The 18,855-nt window shown below is 56.2% G+C and carries 17 protein-coding genes; 7 read left to right on the top strand and 10 right to left on the bottom strand.

Going from position 1 to position 18,855, the window contains the following annotated elements:
• Window positions 1-2: 2 nt before the first annotated feature.
• Together moaA and ACQ4OB_RS08200 are read right to left on the bottom strand one after the other, a co-directional pair.
• The gene (gene moaA, locus ACQ4OB_RS08205; protein ID WP_102616427.1) at window positions 3-1,001 is read right to left on the bottom strand and encodes a GTP 3',8-cyclase MoaA; all 999 of its coding nucleotides are present in this window, start codon (window positions 999-1,001) and stop codon (window positions 3-5) included.
• A 196-nt stretch (window positions 1,002-1,197) separates the two neighbouring features.
• On the bottom strand, window positions 1,198-2,049 hold the full coding sequence (locus ACQ4OB_RS08200) for a CAP domain-containing protein (protein WP_430955468.1): 852 nt from the start codon (window positions 2,047-2,049) through the stop codon (window positions 1,198-1,200).
• A gap of 174 nt (window positions 2,050-2,223) precedes the next feature.
• Between ACQ4OB_RS08200 and ACQ4OB_RS08195 the strand changes: the two genes are divergently transcribed.
• Complete coding sequence (locus tag ACQ4OB_RS08195; protein ID WP_076031626.1) at window positions 2,224-2,844, top strand: cell wall hydrolase; 621 nt, start codon at window positions 2,224-2,226, stop codon at window positions 2,842-2,844.
• Between the two features lie 148 nt (window positions 2,845-2,992).
• Window positions 2,993-3,895, top strand: coding sequence for a universal stress protein (locus ACQ4OB_RS08190; RefSeq protein ID WP_430955467.1), 903 nt, complete (start codon window positions 2,993-2,995; stop codon window positions 3,893-3,895).
• 26 nt (window positions 3,896-3,921) lie between these two features.
• On the opposite strand, the gene ACQ4OB_RS08185 is transcribed toward ACQ4OB_RS08190, so the two are convergent.
• From ACQ4OB_RS08185 to ACQ4OB_RS08175, 3 genes are all read right to left on the bottom strand, one after another.
• On the bottom strand, window positions 3,922-4,350 hold the full coding sequence (locus ACQ4OB_RS08185) for a hypothetical protein (protein WP_430955466.1): 429 nt from the start codon (window positions 4,348-4,350) through the stop codon (window positions 3,922-3,924).
• Between the two features lie 63 nt (window positions 4,351-4,413).
• Window positions 4,414-5,091, bottom strand: a complete 678-nt coding sequence (locus tag ACQ4OB_RS08180) for a DUF3313 domain-containing protein (RefSeq protein WP_430955465.1) — start codon at window positions 5,089-5,091, stop codon at window positions 4,414-4,416.
• Window positions 5,092-5,138: 47 nt separating this feature from the next.
• Window positions 5,139-6,407: an OmpP1/FadL family transporter gene (locus ACQ4OB_RS08175; protein WP_430955464.1), complete on the bottom strand. Its 1,269-nt coding sequence runs from the start codon at window positions 6,405-6,407 to the stop codon at window positions 5,139-5,141.
• Between the two features lie 326 nt (window positions 6,408-6,733).
• Here ACQ4OB_RS08175 and ACQ4OB_RS08170 point away from each other — a divergent pair, with 326 nt between their 5' ends.
• From ACQ4OB_RS08170 to ACQ4OB_RS08160, 3 genes are all read left to right on the top strand, one after another.
• The gene (locus ACQ4OB_RS08170) at window positions 6,734-7,180 is read left to right on the top strand and encodes a hypothetical protein (RefSeq protein ID WP_102616444.1); all 447 of its coding nucleotides are present in this window, start codon (window positions 6,734-6,736) and stop codon (window positions 7,178-7,180) included.
• Between the two features lie 304 nt (window positions 7,181-7,484).
• Entirely contained in the window at window positions 7,485-9,143 is a 1,659-nt protein-coding gene (locus tag ACQ4OB_RS08165) for an arylsulfatase (RefSeq protein ID WP_430955463.1), read from the top strand.
• 206 nt (window positions 9,144-9,349) lie between these two features.
• Window positions 9,350-9,607: a DUF1652 domain-containing protein gene (locus tag ACQ4OB_RS08160; protein ID WP_430955462.1), complete on the top strand. Its 258-nt coding sequence runs from the start codon at window positions 9,350-9,352 to the stop codon at window positions 9,605-9,607.
• 8 nt (window positions 9,608-9,615) lie between these two features.
• Here the strand turns inward: ACQ4OB_RS08160 and ACQ4OB_RS08155 are convergent, their stop codons facing one another.
• The 4 genes from ACQ4OB_RS08155 to ACQ4OB_RS08140 all read right to left on the bottom strand — a co-directional run bounded on the left by ACQ4OB_RS08155 (window position 9,616) and on the right by ACQ4OB_RS08140 (window position 15,172).
• Window positions 9,616-11,772 carry an amylo-alpha-1,6-glucosidase gene (locus ACQ4OB_RS08155; protein ID WP_430955461.1) on the bottom strand — a complete coding sequence of 719 codons (2,157 nt, stop codon included), beginning with the start codon at window positions 11,770-11,772 and terminating at the stop codon, window positions 9,616-9,618.
• Window positions 11,773-11,796: 24 nt separating this feature from the next.
• Window positions 11,797-12,828, bottom strand: a complete 1,032-nt coding sequence (locus ACQ4OB_RS08150; RefSeq protein ID WP_074875898.1) for a glycosyltransferase family 4 protein — start codon at window positions 12,826-12,828, stop codon at window positions 11,797-11,799.
• Between the two features lie 234 nt (window positions 12,829-13,062).
• Entirely contained in the window at window positions 13,063-13,641 is a 579-nt protein-coding gene (gfa, locus tag ACQ4OB_RS08145; protein ID WP_074875900.1) for an S-(hydroxymethyl)glutathione synthase, read from the bottom strand.
• Window positions 13,642-14,080: 439 nt separating this feature from the next.
• Window positions 14,081-15,172, bottom strand: a complete 1,092-nt coding sequence (locus tag ACQ4OB_RS08140; protein WP_430955460.1) for a DUF3616 domain-containing protein — start codon at window positions 15,170-15,172, stop codon at window positions 14,081-14,083.
• 344 nt (window positions 15,173-15,516) lie between these two features.
• Here ACQ4OB_RS08140 and ACQ4OB_RS08135 point away from each other — a divergent pair, with 344 nt between their 5' ends.
• Both ACQ4OB_RS08135 and ACQ4OB_RS08130 read left to right on the top strand, forming a co-directional pair.
• A complete protein-coding gene (locus ACQ4OB_RS08135; RefSeq protein WP_102616436.1) occupies window positions 15,517-16,185 on the top strand; it encodes a polysaccharide lyase family 7 protein in 669 nt (222 codons plus the stop codon).
• A 1,034-nt stretch (window positions 16,186-17,219) separates the two neighbouring features.
• The gene (locus ACQ4OB_RS08130; protein WP_430955459.1) at window positions 17,220-17,657 is read left to right on the top strand and encodes a T6SS immunity protein Tdi1 domain-containing protein; all 438 of its coding nucleotides are present in this window, start codon (window positions 17,220-17,222) and stop codon (window positions 17,655-17,657) included.
• A gap of 316 nt (window positions 17,658-17,973) precedes the next feature.
• On the opposite strand, the gene yecR is transcribed toward ACQ4OB_RS08130, so the two are convergent.
• The gene (gene yecR / locus ACQ4OB_RS08125; protein WP_430955458.1) at window positions 17,974-18,444 is read right to left on the bottom strand and encodes a YecR family lipoprotein; all 471 of its coding nucleotides are present in this window, start codon (window positions 18,442-18,444) and stop codon (window positions 17,974-17,976) included.
• Between the last annotated feature and the right edge of the window lie 411 nt (window positions 18,445-18,855).

The raw sequence follows: 18,855 nt of genomic DNA, 5'->3' as shown, positions 1-18,855 counted from the left end.
GTTCAGCCGCCCGTCATGTTCATGAAGCGAACCACCTGGACATCGTCGTTCACTTCGAAATTGTGTCGATAGGGCTTGAGTTTCATCGCCTCGATGATGGCCTTTTCCAGGCGCTCGGGATGTCCGGGATGGCTGCGCAACACGGCCTTGAGATCGACGGCGTGTTCATTGCCCAGACACAGCAGCAGACGGCCTTCCACCGTCAACCGAACCCGATTGCAGGTGCCACAAAAGTTGTGGCTGTGGGGGGAAATAAACCCCAGGCGAATCTGCGGTGCCTCGGCCAGGCGCCAGTAGCGCGACGGGCCTTGGGTCGACTCGGCGGACTCGATCAACGTGTAGCGCTCGGCGATCCGCTCACGGACCTGGCTGCTTGCGTAAAACGACTCGGCGCGGCTGTGTTCATGAATGGTGCCCAGCGGCATTTCTTCGATGAAAGAAATGTCGAGATGTCGGTCGATGGCAAAGCTCACGAGATCGTTGATCTCATGGTCGTTACGGCCCTTCATCACCACGCAATTGAGTTTGGTGTGGCGAAATCCCGCGGCGTTGGCCGCGTCGATGCCGCTGATGACCTGCGCCAGATCGCCGGTGCGCGTCAGCTCACGAAAGCGTTGCGGGTCCAGGCTGTCGAGGCTGATGTTGAGCCGTTTGACCCCGGCCTCGAACAAGGGCGTTGCGAGCTTGCCCAGCTGCGAACCGTTGGTGGTCATGCACAGTTCACGCAGGCCGGGCAGGGCAGCGATCTTTTCGCACAGTTGCACCACGCCTGGACGGATCAGCGGTTCGCCGCCCGTGAGGCGGATCTTGCGGGTGCCCAACGCCACGAAGCTTTCGGCCAGTTGATAGATTTCTTCCAGGGTCAGTACCCGTTGCCGGGGCAGAAACTGCATGTCTTCGGCCATGCAATACACGCAACGGAAATCGCAGCGGTCGGTGACAGACATCCGCAGATAGTCCACTCGCCTGGAGAACCCATCGATCAAGACTCGCTCTGACATGAACCCTTCGCCTGCATCCGTGAAATGAGTATTCCGCTAGCCCCGGAATTGTTGTGCGCAGACTAAGAGCAACTGTAGAGGGCGTCCAATCACTATTAGTGACCGGCTGATCGACAGGGTCGATGAAGGATTTGATTGCAAAAAAAACCGGAGCCCCATGACAGGGCTCCGTTTTTTTCTATCGGGCGTTCCGAACTTATTGCGCCCCGAACATCGCCGTCCAGTAAATCCCCGGATCACTCTTCGGATCAACCGCATAGGCCGCGCCCAACTCCCGGTACTGTGGGTTCATCAGGTTGGCGCAGTGACCGGCGCTGGACACCCAGCCATCGACCACCTTGCGCACGGTGTCCTGGCCGGCAGCGATGTTCTCGCCGACCTGCCCGCCGCTGTAACCGGCCAATTCAGCCCGGTCACCCGGCATGCGGCCATCGCGGTCCTTGTGATCGAAGTAATTGTTGTTGGCCATTGACCGGGCATGTTCCTCGGCCGCCGTCGCCAGCGTGGCGCTCCAGGCCAGTGGCGTGGCGGCGGCAAAGGATTGCGTGCCGCACTGGCGCGGTTGGCTGCGTACGATGTTGAGCTCGGCCAGCAGCTTCTGGCCTTCCGCCTGCCAGTCGCCCAGGCGAGCGCTCAACAGTGGGCGCGCCAGCACAATGCGCCACTCGCGGTCCTGATGGCTGACGCCGACATCGACGAATTGCGGGTCCAGCACGATCTGGCAAAAACTCTCCTGAATGGCCTTCATCGCCGATGGCGCATCACGCGGCCCGGACAGGCTGATCGCCTGTACATTCTTCATTGGATAACCCGCGCTGGCCATTGCCTGCTGCAGATTGCCGACGCTGTTGGCGTTCAGCGCCAGCCGTGGGTCGCCGGCCAGCGGTGGCAGTTCCTGCGAGACCTGACCTGCGCAGCGCTGCACCTGGCTGCGGTAGAGATTGATCGAATCAATCAGTTGTTTCTCGTCGACCGCCAACGCATTCACGGCGAACAACATCCCCAGTGACAACGTGGCAAGACGCATAGCAGATGATTTGAAACGCATGGAAATCCCCTTGGGCTGACTGCGCTCATGATGCGCGATTTCCGCCCCGCGAGCGCAATGACTTTCACGCCCGAAGACAGTTTTTTTGTTCGTCTGTTGGAATCGATTCTGGCAACTACAATCAAGCAAAGTCGCCAGTTCGGCGTGCTTGCGGTTCCATCCGAAGGGTCGATCATGCGAGTTGTCTGGATAGCCACCTGCTTGGCAATAACCCTTTTCACCGGCCAGGCCATCGCGTCTGAGCAGCAGCAAAAAAAGGAAATGGCTGAGGACAAGGCCGAAGTTCTTGAGCATAAAGCGGCGGAGAAGGGCAGCGATGTACCGGTGCCCAAGTCCGAGGCCATTACCACCTCCGAAGTTCAGGCAGTCGATCCCGCCGGTGCGTCGCCGCTGGACGATGCAATCACCTGTATGGCCCGCTCCATCTATTGGGAAGCCAAAGGAAAATCGACCACCGACATGGAAGCCGTGGCCAGTGTCGTCATGAACCGCCTGGGCCATGAGGGCTTTCCGGACACGGTATGCGCCGTGGTCAAGCAGGGTTCGGAAACCAGAAATTGTCAGTTTTCGTGGTGGTGCGATGGACGCTCGGATCAGGTCGAGGAAGAATCCCAATACACGATTGCCAAGGAAATCGCGCGCAAGGCGCTAAACAAGCAACTGAACGACCGAACCCACGGCGCAATGTATTTTCACGACAGGAATGTGAAACCCGCTTGGGCCAGGAAATACATCAAGACCACCGAGACCTCGATGTTTCTTTTTTATAAACCGCGTGCCGGGTCGGCGAAGTAGGGATGTTTGCATGGGTGAGGTCTTCGCCATTCTTAGGCGTATATTGAAAGTGTCGATCCCGATAGTTGAGGCGATGGTAAATCGTCGGTGGTGTGACAGGCGAGAGCGCTGGGGGAGCTAGATATCCCGGAACGTTTGGAGGTGTTACATGAGCCAGTATCAACGACTCTTTCTGATAGCCGGTCCAGGCATGCGTCACACTCCGGCATTGGAGCGAGCTGTCGCCATAGCCCAAGCCACTGGCGCAGCGCTGCACATCACGGTGTTTATCGAAGAGTCCCACCTGTTGGGTTTGAAGAGCGCGGGTGCACGTTTTCGTGAGGCCTGTCAGCAAGAAAACGAAAAATGGTTGCAGGATGAGGCCGATCTAATACGCGCGCGCGGGGTCGTGGTGAGTACCGAAGTGCTTGTTACGCGGACTGCGCTGCAAGAAATACTTCGACATGTGGCAGAAATGCAGCCGGATCTGGTGATCAAGGACGTGCAACACGAATCAGCACTCAAGCGCGTTTTCATTACGCCTCTGGATTGGCACCTGTTGCGCGAATGTCCGGTGGCGGTGCATTTGGTCAGTGAAATCAGGTGCCCACTTCCGCGGGTGGTCGTGGCGGCAGTCGATCCGTCACAACCTGAGACTCAGATTACGGGCATCAACGATCGCATCATCCAGGCGGCGAACGGATTGTCCATGCAATGCAGCGCGGAACTGCATTTGCTGCATGCCTACGATCTGTCGCTGACCCATATATCCGACGCAGGCGCTGGTGCCGTGACGATGCCAGGTTTCAGTAATGAAGTGCGCAAGTCACTGCAAAAGTCATTTAGCGCATTGGCCGACCACTACGGCGTGCCCACTGAGCGCCAACACTTCGTTGAAGGGCCACCTGGCAAAGCCCTGGCCGACTTTGCAGCCCATCACCGGGCCGATGTGATCGTCATGGGAAATGCGCATCGCAAGGGACTGGGCAAATGGGTGGGCAGTACGACAGAGCATGTTCTGTACCAGGTGCCCTGCAACATTTTTGCCGTTAGCGGGTCTGCGAATCAGTGAATGTATTGGCGACGCTGTGCACCTCCTCATTGGTATTTGATGGCAATGCCTTTGAGCTTGCGACCCTGAATCGTATCGATGTTGCGGCTCCACAGAGGACCCGTCACGTAAGCGGCGACGGGTTGGATCTGGTCGTAAACCACCACCACCGCGTTTGCACCCAGCTTGGCGCCTTCTTCACGTAGCTTCTGTTCAACCTGGGTGATGGGAGGTGCGGGTTCGACGCTGGCATCGATGAGGATTTCACCCAGCCGTACGTGGGGGCGCGTAGGTTCGGTGCGTAATATCTGCACGTCGCTGGGCAGGGTCGGCGCGGGATGCTCGACCCCAACGTAGGCGGTTGTCTGCGCATCCACTGTGGCGCAGGCGTTTAACGCAAGTGCGCTGACAATGAGCGCTGCGATGAATAAAGGCCTGTGCAAATTCGAGAGTCGAAGCAATGCATGAGTAGCCATGTCAGCCATTCCTTTACCGGGAGTGATTAAACTGCCAACGCCTGTTGGTCGGCGGATCAGGGTTCAACGGCGGATGAATGCCCAGAGATCGGCGTTCAACTTGTCAATCGCGGCCTTGAAATCCTGCGCGGTGATTTTCTGGCTCTCGTTTGACAGCTGCTTGCCGAACACCTTGCGTACAACCCTGGCCACGATCTCGTTGTTTTTCTCGTCGATGAGCTCGGCCTCGATATACAGCTCGGTGTCCTGGTCGCGATGACCGGTAGCGGCTTGTGTCGCCCCGACGACGGCGGCAATGGGCACCACTTCGTACCATTTCATGCCTTCGTTCGAAGCGCTCACCCCAGTGATCGCCGCGCGCATGATCAAGGTTTTCGAGCCTTTGGGCGCGGCACTCGAGCGCGAGACCACCCGGTATTTCTGCCCCAGCGTTGCCCTGACCTTGCTGCTCATGTAGTTGCGGATGTCATCGAGTGTCTGCTGGTTGACTCGCTCATTGGGCTTGGGCGCCGGATACAGTTCCAGACGCTCGAACGCAATCGTGTTGTACGCATCGGGGTTCCACGACGGGCTCACCCAACGCATCGTCGTGCCGCCACTGGGAGTGGCTACTTCCTGCAGATTGTCGTAGTTGGACAGGTAGCCGGAGTACTGTTCCTTCTCGGTGACTTTGGAAGTGCAACCGCCGAGCAGAAGCCCGGCCACGGTGGCACCGATGAGCAAATTTCGGGACAGATTCATGATGCTGTGTGCTCCTCGGATGAAGTCGTTCTGGTGTGGTAAAGCACTCAAAAACGCCAGGTCATGTTCCCGGTCACGGCTTGAATCCAGGCACTGTCGAATTGACCGGAAATTCGATTGCCCGAAACGTTTTTGGTCTGGTCCACCGGCATGTCGCCAATCCAGATCATGGCCCAGCTGACATTGACGTCGGTGACCTTGTTCAGCGCATAGGTGGCTCCTGTCGCAAGGCGCCAGGATTCAGCCATCGGTACGGTCACGGTGCGATTATTGTCGGACACGGCGCTGCTGTCGTAAGCCACGCCGACGTTCCACAGCCATTGCGGCGTGGCCTGGTATTGCGCGCCGAGCGACAGGTGCCAGGTGTCCTTGAAGTGCGCGTCGACCGTGGTTGACTGGGCTCCGAGCGCCGAGGTGTCCACCTGCACGGCGATGTCGCCGAACTCCGACCAGTCCTGCCAGTTCACCGAAGCCAGCAAGGCCCACTGTCGGTCGAGTTGCTGGAACAGGCTCAGGGTGACCGTCTGTGGAACGGTCATGTCGAGCTGGGTGTTCAGGCCGTCGAGGCGATCCAGCGCCGGGCCGTTGCCTTTGACATCCAGCCCGTCTTCGAAATCCAGGTCGACCTTGCTGGTGTAGGTCAGGCCAATGCGAGTGCCGGTTTGCGGGGCGTAAATCAACCCGACGTTGGCGCCGAACCCCCAATCTTTATCCTTGTATTTGAACTGGCCGTCCCCGCGGTCGGTAAAGCCGAACGGCGAACGGTCAATCGCGGTCTGGGCCTGGAGCATGCCGTACATGGCTTTTACGCCGAGCCCCACCGACCATTGCTCGTTAAAGCGGTACGCCACGCTGGGCACCAATGACAAACCGCCCAGGCTGGCGTTTTGCGCGAAGTAACGCCCGGACCACTCGTTGTCGTAGTTGACCGCCAGGCCGAAGTCGGCGTACTGGCCGAAGCCGACGCTCCAGTGGTCGTCCAGTTCATGGCTGATGAAAAAGCTGCCGCCGGGAATCGGATCGAGGGCATTGCCACTGCCGCTGCCAGGCACATTGGTGTCGGCATCGCGATCGAAGCTCAGGTCGCCATACAGCACCTGCAAGCCACCGGTAATCTGCGTGCCTGGCAGGTAGCTCAGTCCCGCCGGGTTGCTGGCAATAGTCGAAGGACCCTGGGCCCGGGCGGCGGCACCGGCATTGGCCAGGCCAACGTTATCGGTGCCGGTTTCGTAGAGCATGATACCGCCGGCCCAGGCTTGCTGACTGCACAGGGCCAATAACGTGAAGGCGGGAATTGCACCTGATCTGGTTTGCATGGATTAGATCCCGGCAAGTGTGCATTTTCGAAATAAGGGTAATAGCCATCATCGAGAAAGCATTGAACCAGCATGGTTCGATCACTCATAAGTGGTAGTTCATATTCTCGATATTGGAAGGGGCAAGATACGAATAAAGTTGCCGGCGCTGGTCTTGGCTTAATCTGGGTCGCGAAGTCGCAGCAGCCAACAGGCGACCGGGATAACTGCCAATTCAATGGCGGCATACAGTTGCACACCCAGGTGAAAATGCGGGTTTATTGAGATCAGTTATGAGCTATACCCAATATTCCCCCATGCACTTCTTCCACTTTTGGAGGTTGTTTATGAATACCCGCATCGTCCCGTTCGCGCTGCTCATGGCAAGTCTGCTCGGTTGCAGTACCGCTTCAAACCACTCAATGAATTTGCCTCTGGCTGCCACCCACGCCAATGTGGGTCATTCTGGCAACGCCATATTGACCGCCGAAGGCAATCAAACCAATTTTGACTTCTATATCACGGGTGTTCCGAACGGAACCATCCTGCCCCCGCGCATTTACACGTTCATCAATAAAGGCAGTTGCCAGCAACCCGGGCCAGTCGCCTATGCAATGAACGATAAGGTCAATACAAAAAGCGAAGCAGGGTCCAACGGTTGGAGCTTTTACCGTAATGCGCCTGTCGCAACATCAGAGTTGCTTTCCGGAAAATATTCCATCGTCGTACGGACATCACCCGAAGATGGCAGCGTCGATATCTTTTGCGGCGATGTCGCGCAGGCAAAGCACTGAAATGATGCGATGAACAACTGGAACATGTTGTCGGTCGGACAGTTGCTCTGTGAGAAGGAGCTGATGCTAACGCTGGCTGATCAGCTGCCATAAACGACGGGCGTCCCAAACAGGCGCCCGTCGCCGAGCGGCAAAAACCGCACTAGACTCCCTCGTGCGCCTTAAACCGTACGGGCTCATATAACAAAGGGGAATGACTCTGTATGCAGTACTTAGGCTAATCGCACGGTGGTCGTTGCACCCAGAATCAATGCAGTTGTGCACTTGTCACCGGCCAACATAATGAAACAACGAGGTTGCTGGTATGAATAAGCTATCGGATCGTTTCAAGTTGTCTGTCGTGTTTGCTGCACTGTTGTCATTGAACGGGCTTGCCCACGCCGCTCAAACAGAAAAGACCAATATCCTGTTCATCGTCTCCGATGACACCGGTTATGGCGATTTGGGCCCCTATGGTGGTGGGATCGGGCGCGGCATGCCTACACCCAAAATCGATGAGCTGGCGGCAGAAGGTGTGACGTTCTACTCCTTCTATGCACAGCCGAGTTGCACCCCTGGCCGGGCGGCCATGCAAACCGGGCGCATCCCCAATCGCAGCGGCATGACCACCGTGGCTTTCCAGGGCCAGGGCGGTGGTTTGCCAGCAGCCGAATGGACACTGGCATCCGTGTTGAAGACCGGCGGCTACGACACCTATTTCACTGGGAAATGGCATTTGGGCGAAGCCGACTACGCGCTGCCTAATGCCCAGGGTTATGACGTGATGAAGTACGTCGGCCTGTATCACCTGAATGCCTATACCTACGCCGACCCAACGTGGTTCCCCGACATGGATCCGGAAACCCGGGAGATGTTCCAGAAGGTGACCAAAGGCGCGCTGTCGGGCAAGGCCGGCGAAAAGGTGGTTGAAGAATTCAAGGTCAATGGTCAATACGTGGATACGCCTGTCGTGGAGGGTAAACCCGGCGTGGTCGGCATTCCTTTTTTTGATAACTATGTCGAAAAGGCTGCGCTGGAGTTTCTCGACACCGCGGCAAAATCGGACAAGCCGTTTTTCATCAACGTCAACTTCATGAAAGTGCACCAACCGAACTTGCCGGCCCCGGAGTTCGTTCATAAATCGATGTCCAAATCCAAATATGCCGATTCGGTCGTCGAACTCGATACCCATATTGGCCGCATCATGGACAAGCTCAAGGCGCTCGGCCTGGATAAGAACACGCTGGTGGTTTACACCACCGACAACGGGGCCTGGCAGGACGTTTATCCGGATGCCGGTTACACCCCGTTTCGCGGCACCAAAGGCACGGTGCGTGAGGGCGGGAACCGGGTACCGGCCATTGCCGTGTGGCCAGACAAGATCAAGCCAAATACGAAAAACCACGAGATACTCGGTGGCCTGGATTTGATGGCGACTTTCGCCTCAGTGGCTGGAGTGAAGCTGCCCGAGAAGGATCGCGAAGGTCAACCGATCATCTTCGACAGTTACGACATGACGCCAGTACTCACCGGTAGCGCCCCTTCGCCGCGCAAGGAGTGGTTCTACTTTACCGAGAATGAATTGTCCCCGGGCGCGGCCCGTGTCGGGAACTACAAAGCGGTGTTCAACCTGCGAGGCGACGATGGCGCACAAACAGGCGGTCTCGCCGTGGACTCGAACCTGGGCTGGAAAGGCGCCCAAAAGTATGTGGCCACCGTGCCGCAGGTTTTTGACTTGTGGCAAGACCCGCAAGAACGCTACGACCTGTTCATGAACAACTTTACCGAGCGGACCTGGACCATGGTGCCGATCTCGGCAGCGATCATGAAACTGATGAAGACCTACGTCGATCACCCGCCTCGCAAGATGCAAAGCATGACCTACGACGGACCGATGGAGCTGTCGCAGTATCAGAAATTCCAATACGTGCGTGATGCGCTGAAAAAAGAAGGCATCAACTTGTCACTGCCTAACGGCAACTGATCAAACCCGCTGAAAAAATGGCGGCCTCTCCGGAGGTCGCCACTGTCGAGAGTCGGGTTCTTTAAAAAAACCGTCGAGAGAGGCAGGATTTCGCCGGTCGCGGCCCCACTGATGCAATTGGTCGCGATCCCGGTCAGCCGCGAGGCGGCTTGCCTATTATTACTAGACAGAAACGCAAACCACCTTTGACTTTGAGGGCGCGAGTCATGATCTCCAGACTTGAGCTTCGCCACATCATTGAATGTGGTTTTCTGCCTCTTTCTTGCACCTGCACCGCAAATCCGGATGGATCGCTCATGATAAAAGTGATCGACCCGTCAACGGGTCACGTGGAATTGTTGGTCACTGGTGTCAGAACCGAAACACTAACCTCCAGCCACGCTATCGCGGAGTTGATCAGCGAATTACGAGGTGAAATGCTGGCTTTGAAAACGGAGCTTCCCTGTCAGAACTCTGTTGGCTGACAGCTAATTTAAAGTTTTACGTCCAGCCGAATCAGATTCGGGCCGTCTTGCCGCTCTATGTAAGCGGCGACGCGTTCGCCGATCCGTTGGAAACCGAGATCGACACGGTGTTGATCAAACTTCAGTTCCCGCACCTCTAAACGGTCAATACCAATGGGCAGTCGAGGTTGTCTGACAACTACTCGATAGTCTGAGGCATCGATGGTGATGCCCAGACATGCCTGCAACAGCATAAAAATGGAGCCTGCCGCCCAGGCTTGGGGTAAACAGGCCACCGGGTAGGCAACCGGCGCCTCACCCGGACCGCGCTTGAACCCGCAAAACAGTTCTGGTAACCGCATCCCGAAGAAGGTCGCTGCCTCGAACATTCCGCTCAGGACACGGACAACGCCCAGCTGCTCGCCATACCTGGCCATACCCGCTGCGCACAGGGCTACGTCGTGCGGCCAGACCGAACCGTTGTGATATGACATCGGGTTGAACCGCACGGCTCCGGTTTCGAGTGTTCGAACGCCCCAGCCGTTATAAAAAATACTGGTCAGAAATTGCCGGGCAACGGTTTTCCCCCGTTCTGGCGAAGGTAATCCGGTGAACAGCAGGTGGCCGGCGTTCGAAGCTTTTACCTCACAACGCTTGCCATTACCGTCGAGCGCTATTGCGTAAAATTGCTGATCCTCCATCCAGAAGCACCGCTCGACTGCCTGGCGTAACCTGACTGCGATGTTTTGCCAGCGAACCGCGGCGTGTTCATTGCCTCGTTGTCTGGCCAATGTGCTCATGCTCAAAAATGCACGCCATGCATAACCTTGCACTTCTACCAAAGCGATGGGGCCTTCGGGATTACGGCCATCGCGATGAAAAATAGCATCATGACTGTCTTTCCAGCCTTGATTGGCCAAGCCGGTGACTTCCCCGCGCTGATAGCTGATGAAGCCTTCGGCATTCTTCAACGCATTGCTTTCCATCCAGAGCGTGGCCAATTCCAATGCGGGCCAAAGCGCATCAATGAACGCCAGATCGTTGGTCCGTTTTGCATAGGCTCCGGCCAGCATCACAAACAAAGGCGTCGTATCGACGCCCCCGTAATAGCGCGCAAAGGGTAATTCGTTGAGTTTCGACATTTCTCCCTGACGCGTCTCGTGCATGATCTTTCCTGGTTCGGCATCGCTGAAGGTCGAAACCTCCTTGGCTTGATGAGCCGCCAGGTAGGCGAGCACACCTCGCGCAAGGGACGGATTGAGCCAGAGTGATTGATAAGCGGTGATCACGGCGTCGCGACCAAAAGGCGTGGAGTACCAGGGGACTCCGGCATAGGGATAGGGGCCAGAGGGAAGATCGGCCGTCAGTAAAGCAAGGTCGGCACGAGACTTGTTCACCCATGCCTGGAACAACCGGCCAGAAGCCTTGATGCGCGCGCCTCGTTGCTCTTTCCTGCGCATGGACCGGCAAGCTTGAGCGGCGGCGGACCGGTAGCGTGTCCGCCCGGGCTGGACGATGCTGGAGCCCACTTCAATATAAAGTTCGTGGCTCTGATGAGCGCCGATATAGATCTGGAAACTGGCACTGTCGCCGCTGATGTGTCCTGGAAACTCAGAAAAGCTGATTGCCATGCAACGCTGCTGATTGTCCAATCCCTTGTAATGAAGCACTACGCCTTGTTCGAATATTTCAGGCTCAGAGAAGGTGCCGCGCAGTGGCCGGCTTTGGCCGCGGACCTCGAACATGTCGAGAAAGTCGCCGCAAAACCGCAGGTCGATCGGCAGTTTTCCAGGTTGGTCGCTGTAGTTGAAAAGGCTGATGCACTCGAACATTCGCTCTTCCCATAAAAAGCGTTTGCGCTCGATATGGATGACCCCCCGTGGCGTATCTTCTTCTCCCAGTGCCGGGAGCGGGTGGTTGGTCAAATGGGAACGAAAATAGACATTGTCCTGACTGACCGCTGCGGAGAGAAGCGATGGACGCCGGCCCGCCACGGTCAACTGGTACCTGGATAATAAACGAGTGTCGTGGTGAAACATGCCCACGGCGCCGCCGTCGATATCGCCAAACGCGTTGGCTACCAGGTACGTGTTGTGGTCGACCAGCACAAACAGGTTTTGGGCAATGGGTTCAATTGCGCACTGTTTGGGTTGAGGCTGTTCAGGAACGCTAAATGTTTTTTTCATGGGCTATATCAAGGCACCACGAAATCAAACCCTATCGGTAAGTGTCCGGTAGAGGTCGACATAACGTTGCGCCATCACCTTGGCTGAAAAACGTCTATCGAATACGTCACGTATCACTTGTCGATCAAGCTCAAGCACTTGGCGGGTAGCGAGAACCGCCTCATGTTCGCTATTGATTATGAAGCCGGTTACGCCATGATCAAGCACTTCGGGGACAGATCCGCAGCGCCAGGCGATGACCGGCGTACCACAAGCCATGGCTTCTATCATGACCAGGCCAAAAGGTTCGGGCCAATCGATGGGGAACAGCAGCGCCCTGGCATTACCGAGGAACTCGGCCTTGTCCCCGTCGCCAATCTCTCCGATGAATTCAATACCGGGAAGCGTCAATAAGGGGCGTATCTGCTGTTCGAAGTACTCGCGATCGGCCGCATCGATCTTGGCAGCCATTTTCAACGGCAGCCCGGCAGCGCGGGCAATGCTGATAGCACGGTCAGGACGTTTTTCCGGTGAGATACGCCCTAGAAAGGCGAGGTAAGCACCCGGTCTCGGCTGGAACGTCAAACTGGACTGCGATAAGCCGTGATAAATCGTATCGATCCAATTGGCGCAGGGTAACGGCTGGCGCTGATGTTGCGAGATCGAAACCAGGGGATAGGCAGGCCATCGAGAATAGGTGCCATCCAGGTCCTTGATATCCAGGCGGCCATGAAGGGTAGTCAAGACCTTATGGGCCATATCTTCGAAAAATGGAAAGTGCAATAAATCAATATGAAAGTGCAGCACATCGAACTCGGCCGCTCGATGGCGCAACTCATACAGCAAGTTCAAATGGCTTGCCAATTCTGACTTCAAGGGCGTGCCGTCAAGCCGCAACGCTTGATCCCGGGCGGCGACCAATGTCGCGCATGTACGGGATCCATTCGCAGCGAAGAGGGTGACGTCATGTCCCAGTTCGACCAAAGCATCCGTTAAATGAGCGACTACTCTTTCAGTTCCTCCGTAGAGAAAAGGGGGGACTGATTCGTACAGTGGCGCTATTTGTGCGATTTTCATAACCGCCATCCCCAATCAGTCAACGGTCTTGGCAACGTCATGCCGTCACAGTTTTTTCGACCAATCAGGAGAGAAATAAGGTTTAACGCCGCGACAAACGGTTTTATAGATAGACCTATGGGCATGACGGATCTGGTAGCTCCAGCGTCCGCTTTCCACCCGAATCAAATTGCACAATATTAGAGGGAGAATCGGAGCCGCGGCCCGGAAAAGGCAACCGCGGCGACCGATCAATCAGGCGGCGGGGAGCAGGCCTTTCTGTTTGGCGACGTGAATCGCCAGTGCGTCCATCAAGTCCGGGGACAGGCAGTCATAGGGTTCCAGGCCGATCGAGCGCAGGCGCTCGCGAATAGCCTTCATTTGCGCTGGCGGCGTACCGGTTTCGATGATGGAGGACACGAACGCCGCGAATCCCGGCGCAGCCCATCCGCTCTGTGGCGAAAGCTCGGTGTGGACGAAGTCCAGGCCATAAAATGCATGGTCCTTGTTCTCGATGCGCCCGAATAAATGGGCGTGACACTGCTTGCAGGCGTGGCGCTGGATGGTTGCGTTTTCGTCGACAATCTCCAGTTTTTCGCCATGGGCAATGACGCTGACCTTATCTCGTGGCACCACGGCGATGACGGCGAATATCGCGTTTTGCGGTTTCCAGCATTTGCTGCAACCGCACGCGTGGTTATGCAGCGTTTGTGCGTCGATCTTGACCTCGACCTTGTCGGTCGCACACAGGCATTGCAGGGTGCCACCGGCGAAATTCTCGGCGGCGGGTTGGATACCATTGTCCAGTGCGGGGTGAAGTTGCAAGGTGCTCATGCTGGCGTCTCCGTTTCAGGGTGACAGAGTGCCTGGGCCGTGCCCCAGACCGGTAGTTCATCGGAACTCGATGACGGCGCGGCTCGATTTGCCTTCATGCATCAGATCGAACTGCGGCGGATTTTGAAAAGGGCACAGCGCATAAACGAGTGACCTCCTTCGGTGCGACCGGTCGGGTACCCAGATCAAGAATAGTCTGCGATGACGCCTTGAGCGCGGCTTGGGCCTGCGCACGGGGGAGGGACGATAAAAGGCGGGACACAAAAAACGGGCGCCGTCACGGCGCCCGTTTTCATTTATTCCGCTGCTTGAGCCCGCAAGCGTCGGCCGATCACATCCATCAAGTCACAGCCATCCCGCAAAGGAATGGCTAGCAGTTTTGAAAAGTCCGACAACACCACCGTGTATCTACAGGCCGCGTTGACGTAGATGTGCGTGGCTAATCCAGGATGAACAGGTCTCCTTCCACATCCGTATCGCCGTGTTTACGACTCTCTGCCGCAGAGTCGTAGACGATCATCAGAACCTCCCCGGGCTGCTCGCCCGATTGGAACAGACACATGCCTTCAGCGTGATCGTTGCCTTGCCCGAAAGGCACCTCCAGCACCTTCTCCAATTGATCGGTGAAGACCACGCTTTCCTCGTCGGACGCGAAACCGCCGCGCCAGCGGAAGACCGTTACCGGACCGTCCTGCTCCATCGTGGGGCCCGCCAGGATCAGCAGATCGTCACCGCGGGTGCACAGGTCACGCAAGCCCAGCCCATTGAGCGCGAAGAAGTGCTTGCGGTAGCGGCGCCCATCCGGACCGATCTTCTTCAGCACCAGCGTGTCAGTCGAGGCGTCGTTCAGCTCAGGTTCTATCTCCAGCAACACGGCCCAGCCGCGTAGCACCGGTCCACGCAGCCCCAGCAGAAGGCGCGAGCCGATCACCGCCAACCCTTCGATATCGAAGCCGTTGTCCTTACCCGGGATACGCAGGAAGTCGCGTAGCTGAGGATCTTCAGCAATGGCCGCGGTCAGGTCGTTACCGGTTTCGTTGCCCGGCAGTTGCGCCGCTGTACGTCCATCGGCATCCACTTTCCTGGCGAGTACATAGCTGTCGTTCTGTTGCACCACAGGGATGCGGGCCAGCAGAAAACGATTGCCGTCCGCCTCTACCGTCGACAGGCGCTTGATATTCTTCTGTGCAGAAGTGCCGGCCTCGGCTTTCTTTCGCTTCAGGCTATGGGAGCCCACCACCCAAAGGTAGCCACTGTCAGGGACGTAGGCCAAGCCTTCGATATCGATCTCGGCGTCTTGTTTCGGTATGGGCAGATCCAGATAGTCCAGGAGCGCAAACGATTTGTGCTCGTCGCACCTTACAACGCCGCCGGGCGCAGCATCCTGGATTTTCAGGCGTTCCAGGCTCGTGGTTTCGTCGTTCGCCACCCAGAGTGTGTCGTCAATCTGCTGAGCGACCGAAAGGCCATTGCGCAACGACGCAAACGCCGGATCAAAGCTCAACAGCGCAAAACTGCTTCGGTGGCTCATGAGCGGTCTCCTGTTTTTATGGCGCGGCGCGCCGGTTATTCAGAACCGGCTTCTGAACGTGTTCTTGGTCCAGTGCATCCACTCATCCTAGCCGACCTGTGCACCGCTGATGGCTCAGGTCCCTTCGCCGCAAGCAACCAGAATTAGTTCCGTCAACGTTCAAAATAGCCGACCAACGGTAACCCCGGCAGGCACAAAGCCTGCACTAATCACCTCGACGATCATTTGACGTCAATCTACTGCCATACCGTTTTCCTGATCAGCAGACCCAATTGACACAGCTCAATAGCGTCGGTTCGAGCGCAACTGTGGCCGCAACATTCCCCGCATACAGGATTATTGACATGATCGACCTCGCCACCTGGAATTTAAGCATCCCTGAAGGCAGCCCACCGGCCACCATAGAAACGCCTCGACTGGCGCAAGGCTTCAAGGGCCAGTATTTCAGTTCTGAAGCCGCTACCCTTTCTTTCTGGGCACCTGTAACCGGTTCCAGGACGGCCAACGCTATTTACCCGCGCAGCGAGTTGCGGGAAACCTATAGCGATGGAAGGCTACGCAACTGGCAGTATTCAGCGGCGGATAACATTCTGCGGGCGAATCTGAGCGTCAATCAGGTGCCCAGCTCCGGCAAGATCGTGATTGGTCAGATTCACAACAAGGACAGCAACAGTCCCATGGTGAAGCTGGAATACCAATACAAAACGTCGGCTTCGACGGGAAACATTGTCGCCAAGGTGCGCATGCGCGCCGACGATGAAGAGGGCCAGGTCATTACCATTGCGACGGGTGTGCCGCTCGGCCGCAACTTTTCCTACCAGCTCCACCTCAGCCCGAAGGGCGCGCTGGGCATCAGCGCAGCAGGAAACAACTGGAGAACCACCATCGACCCGAGCTGGAAGACCAAGCCACTGTATTTCAAAGCGGGCGCATATGTGCAGGACAACACCGGCTATCCCACCGAGGGTGGAAAAGTGACGTTCAGGATGCTGGAGATCCAACACAACAATTAGTCGCTTCTTTAGGTCACTACCGTTGGCACGCCGATCCGAAGGGTGAAAACTTTTGTGGGTTTCCTCGTCGATCGGCTACCAAGTGGCTAGCTTTCAGTGAACTCAACCGCGCGGGCGGCAGATGCCCTCGAAGCCTTTCAAAACCATTGCGTGCGCATACGGGGGACTCTGTTATCGCAGGCGTGTGTCGAAGGTGGCGGCACGCAGCGGGACGAGGAATGCATCAGATTGGTGGCGGAGGCGTCGGTCGATTGCACCGTTTCGCGATGGGCAGCTATCGGCCAAAAGCAGTCGTTCACGGCGGGCAGCTATCGACCCAAAGCGGCCCTTTGGGAAAAGAAAAAACAAGCAAAGCCAGATGTGTTTTTTTTGCTTGGAAAGCATGACGTATTACGTCCTATGGTTTCAACTTCAATAGGCTGTCCAAGGGTTAATACGAAACCACGTGAACACTCCTTCGAGTGCATGCTGTTCACACAGCAGCCTGGCTTTGGATTCGAGAGCGGGGATAATTGAAAATGCGTCTGAAGGAAACTGCGTTGTGTCAGCTTTGCGAGCCAGAGCAAGGACAAACCAGCAACAGTTCGCAAAGTAGAATGGACTGTCTTGCTTTACCGTGAGCTCAAGCGCGCTTACGAGGGCAGCATAAGCTTCGTCCGGTTTCAGCCTCGTCACGATCTCCTCTCTGGCATTAGTCAAACACCATTCGTCCTTTTCGGAGCGAGCCAGATCATTTACTAGCCAATCTTTATATTCGCTTACGGCGTTCAATCGATATGTCCTCGTTTGTCTTTCTGCGTTCGATAGTAAGCCGGATCGCCGCTACGATGCGCAACACTGTGAGGTGGTCCACCGAGAGAGTCTATTTTGTGAGTGACCGGTTTTGGCCGATTTCTGTCGGTGCTCACCGGCAGCTATGGGTCGTTTTCTGCCCATCGCGAGAGGCAGAAAGCAACCATCACCCGCTCTGGATGATATGCAACAAAAAGAGTAATAACAGTGGCATTGGGAAACGCAAGGATAGTGAGGCATCTATGGAATTGATTGAAGAAATTGAAAAAGCGTGGGGTTGGGCCGGGATCAAACCTGCAGAAGTAGTTGGCGATAATGATTTTGGCAACCTCATCATCAAAGATGTAGCGGGTAGCTATTGGCGCCTGTGTCCTGAAGATCTGTACTGCAATCGTGTCGCAAATGATCGCGCGGGGCTTGACGCCCTCTCTCAGAACCAGGATTTTTTGCATGATTGGTACATGGAAACATTGGTCAAACAGGCAAGGGATAGACTTGGCCTGCTTCGCCCAGGGTACAAGTATTGCCTGAAAATCCCTGCCGTGTTGGGTGGGCAGTATGAAGAGAGCAATCTGGCGACAATCTCACTTCACGAACAGGTGGCAATTTCAGGCTACCTTGCCAAGGAAATCGACGATTTACCAGATGGTGCACAAATCCGCCTTAAAGTTACGGAGTAGCAATTCATGCGCATTCCTTGCTGGATGTTGGACTGCTGTTGGCCGAAGGCGGCTATTTGCAGATTGCTTCTGAGCATCTGAGAAATTCCATAACCGGCAGCTTTGGGTCGAGTGCGGCCCCTTGCGACAGGCAGATAACGGCCAGAAGTGGTCATTGCGGATATGCGCCTCACATTTTGTGATCGCTGAAGTTTGGCCAAACAATGGCAGTAAAGCGACAGTGCAGTTTTTCGAGTGAAAACCTGGCTCAGTTTCACGCCGTCTCTCAGGGAGTTTCGGAGATATTGAGCCGCACCGTGAACCAGTATCGACGGAATTACTCAGCCATGATCGCCTGATACTGCTTCTGGTACTCGGCATAGGGTAGGTGTTGATCCATCAATGCTTTCACACGAGCTTCCTTGTACTGAGCGGGAGTCATCATACCAACCGGAACCGACGTGAGCGTTGGAGCTGAGGCATGGTTAGCTGGTGTGATGTTACCGATGCATTGATATTTGACGATCATCTGGCCTGCAGTGCAATTACCCCAGCCGTCTCGGGCCTGGCAGTTCTGAGTTTTCCCACCGAAGGGTTCGGCGCGGTTGTAACCCCAAACCGCACATTTGCTGTTTGCAATTGACTCAGCTTGCTTATAGTCAACGACCGGTGTCTCAAAGGGCTTGAAGTCGTAAGCCATGTCGATCGAGCCGTCCGCTCTGCTCCCGCCGGTTGCGTAGAAGTCTTTACGGCTGGAGCAGCCCGTTGCAACAACTGCCAGCATGACTAGAAAAAGTAACTTACGCATAGAGGGAATCCTTTTCAGATACAAGAAGCACGATGGTAGCAATGAGCCTTGCCGCTGGGCTGGCATTGAGCCTGCTTTTAGCCAGATGTTGGCCATCCGTTTAGCCCCCAGGTCCACTCCAACTCCTGCGGCGACTGCGGCTCGGAGACGGTATCGCTAGCGGTCGGGGCCATGCCCAAAGAGGTCGCGTGGAGCAAGGCACCAGTGGCACGCTTTCAGTTTCGTAGAGTTCCTAGATCAGTGCTTGATGCACTACCTGTGGGAACCTTAGTCCGCATGAAACAGAACGGTTAGGATTTTTTTGTCGGACGCTAGGAGTTTTTTGCAGGTAATACCTGGACGTTTTCAGCCTGTCGCGACTGATCGGGGTTGGCTCGAAAGCCACGATTCAGATGAGGCCGCTGTCGACCA

This window comes from Pseudomonas sp. ES4 (assembly GCF_050586665.1).
Classification (GTDB): domain Bacteria; phylum Pseudomonadota; class Gammaproteobacteria; order Pseudomonadales; family Pseudomonadaceae; genus Aquipseudomonas; species Aquipseudomonas frederiksbergensis.
Note: the sequence above shows the minus strand (reverse complement) of the source record. Positions and strands in the feature narration are given on the sequence as shown.

Excerpts from the sequence above, each read along its gene's own strand:
- ACQ4OB_RS08165 (WP_430955463.1), top strand. The coding sequence starts at position 7,485 with ATGAATAAGCTATCGGATCGTTTCAAGTTGTCTGTCGTGTTTGCTGCA.
- gfa (WP_074875900.1), bottom strand. The coding sequence starts at position 13,641 with ATGAGCACCTTGCAACTTCACCCCGCACTGGACAATGGTATCCAACCC.
- ACQ4OB_RS08190 (WP_430955467.1), top strand. The coding sequence starts at position 2,993 with ATGAGCCAGTATCAACGACTCTTTCTGATAGCCGGTCCAGGCATGCGT.
- ACQ4OB_RS08180 (WP_430955465.1), bottom strand. The coding sequence starts at position 5,091 with ATGAATCTGTCCCGAAATTTGCTCATCGGTGCCACCGTGGCCGGGCTT.
- ACQ4OB_RS08135 (WP_102616436.1), top strand. The coding sequence starts at position 15,517 with ATGATCGACCTCGCCACCTGGAATTTAAGCATCCCTGAAGGCAGCCCA.
- yecR (WP_430955458.1), bottom strand. The coding sequence starts at position 18,444 with ATGCGTAAGTTACTTTTTCTAGTCATGCTGGCAGTTGTTGCAACGGGC.
- ACQ4OB_RS08160 (WP_430955462.1), top strand. The coding sequence starts at position 9,350 with ATGATCTCCAGACTTGAGCTTCGCCACATCATTGAATGTGGTTTTCTG.
- ACQ4OB_RS08170 (WP_102616444.1), top strand. The coding sequence starts at position 6,734 with ATGAATACCCGCATCGTCCCGTTCGCGCTGCTCATGGCAAGTCTGCTC.
- ACQ4OB_RS08185 (WP_430955466.1), bottom strand. The coding sequence starts at position 4,350 with ATGGCTACTCATGCATTGCTTCGACTCTCGAATTTGCACAGGCCTTTA.
- ACQ4OB_RS08200 (WP_430955468.1), bottom strand. The coding sequence starts at position 2,049 with ATGCGTTTCAAATCATCTGCTATGCGTCTTGCCACGTTGTCACTGGGG.
- ACQ4OB_RS08175 (WP_430955464.1), bottom strand. The coding sequence starts at position 6,407 with ATGCAAACCAGATCAGGTGCAATTCCCGCCTTCACGTTATTGGCCCTG.
- ACQ4OB_RS08195 (WP_076031626.1), top strand. The coding sequence starts at position 2,224 with ATGCGAGTTGTCTGGATAGCCACCTGCTTGGCAATAACCCTTTTCACC.
- ACQ4OB_RS08130 (WP_430955459.1), top strand. The coding sequence starts at position 17,220 with ATGGAATTGATTGAAGAAATTGAAAAAGCGTGGGGTTGGGCCGGGATC.
- moaA (WP_102616427.1), bottom strand. The coding sequence starts at position 1,001 with ATGTCAGAGCGAGTCTTGATCGATGGGTTCTCCAGGCGAGTGGACTAT.
- ACQ4OB_RS08140 (WP_430955460.1), bottom strand. The coding sequence starts at position 15,172 with ATGAGCCACCGAAGCAGTTTTGCGCTGTTGAGCTTTGATCCGGCGTTT.
- ACQ4OB_RS08150 (WP_074875898.1), bottom strand. The coding sequence starts at position 12,828 with ATGAAAATCGCACAAATAGCGCCACTGTACGAATCAGTCCCCCCTTTT.
- ACQ4OB_RS08155 (WP_430955461.1), bottom strand. The coding sequence starts at position 11,772 with ATGAAAAAAACATTTAGCGTTCCTGAACAGCCTCAACCCAAACAGTGC.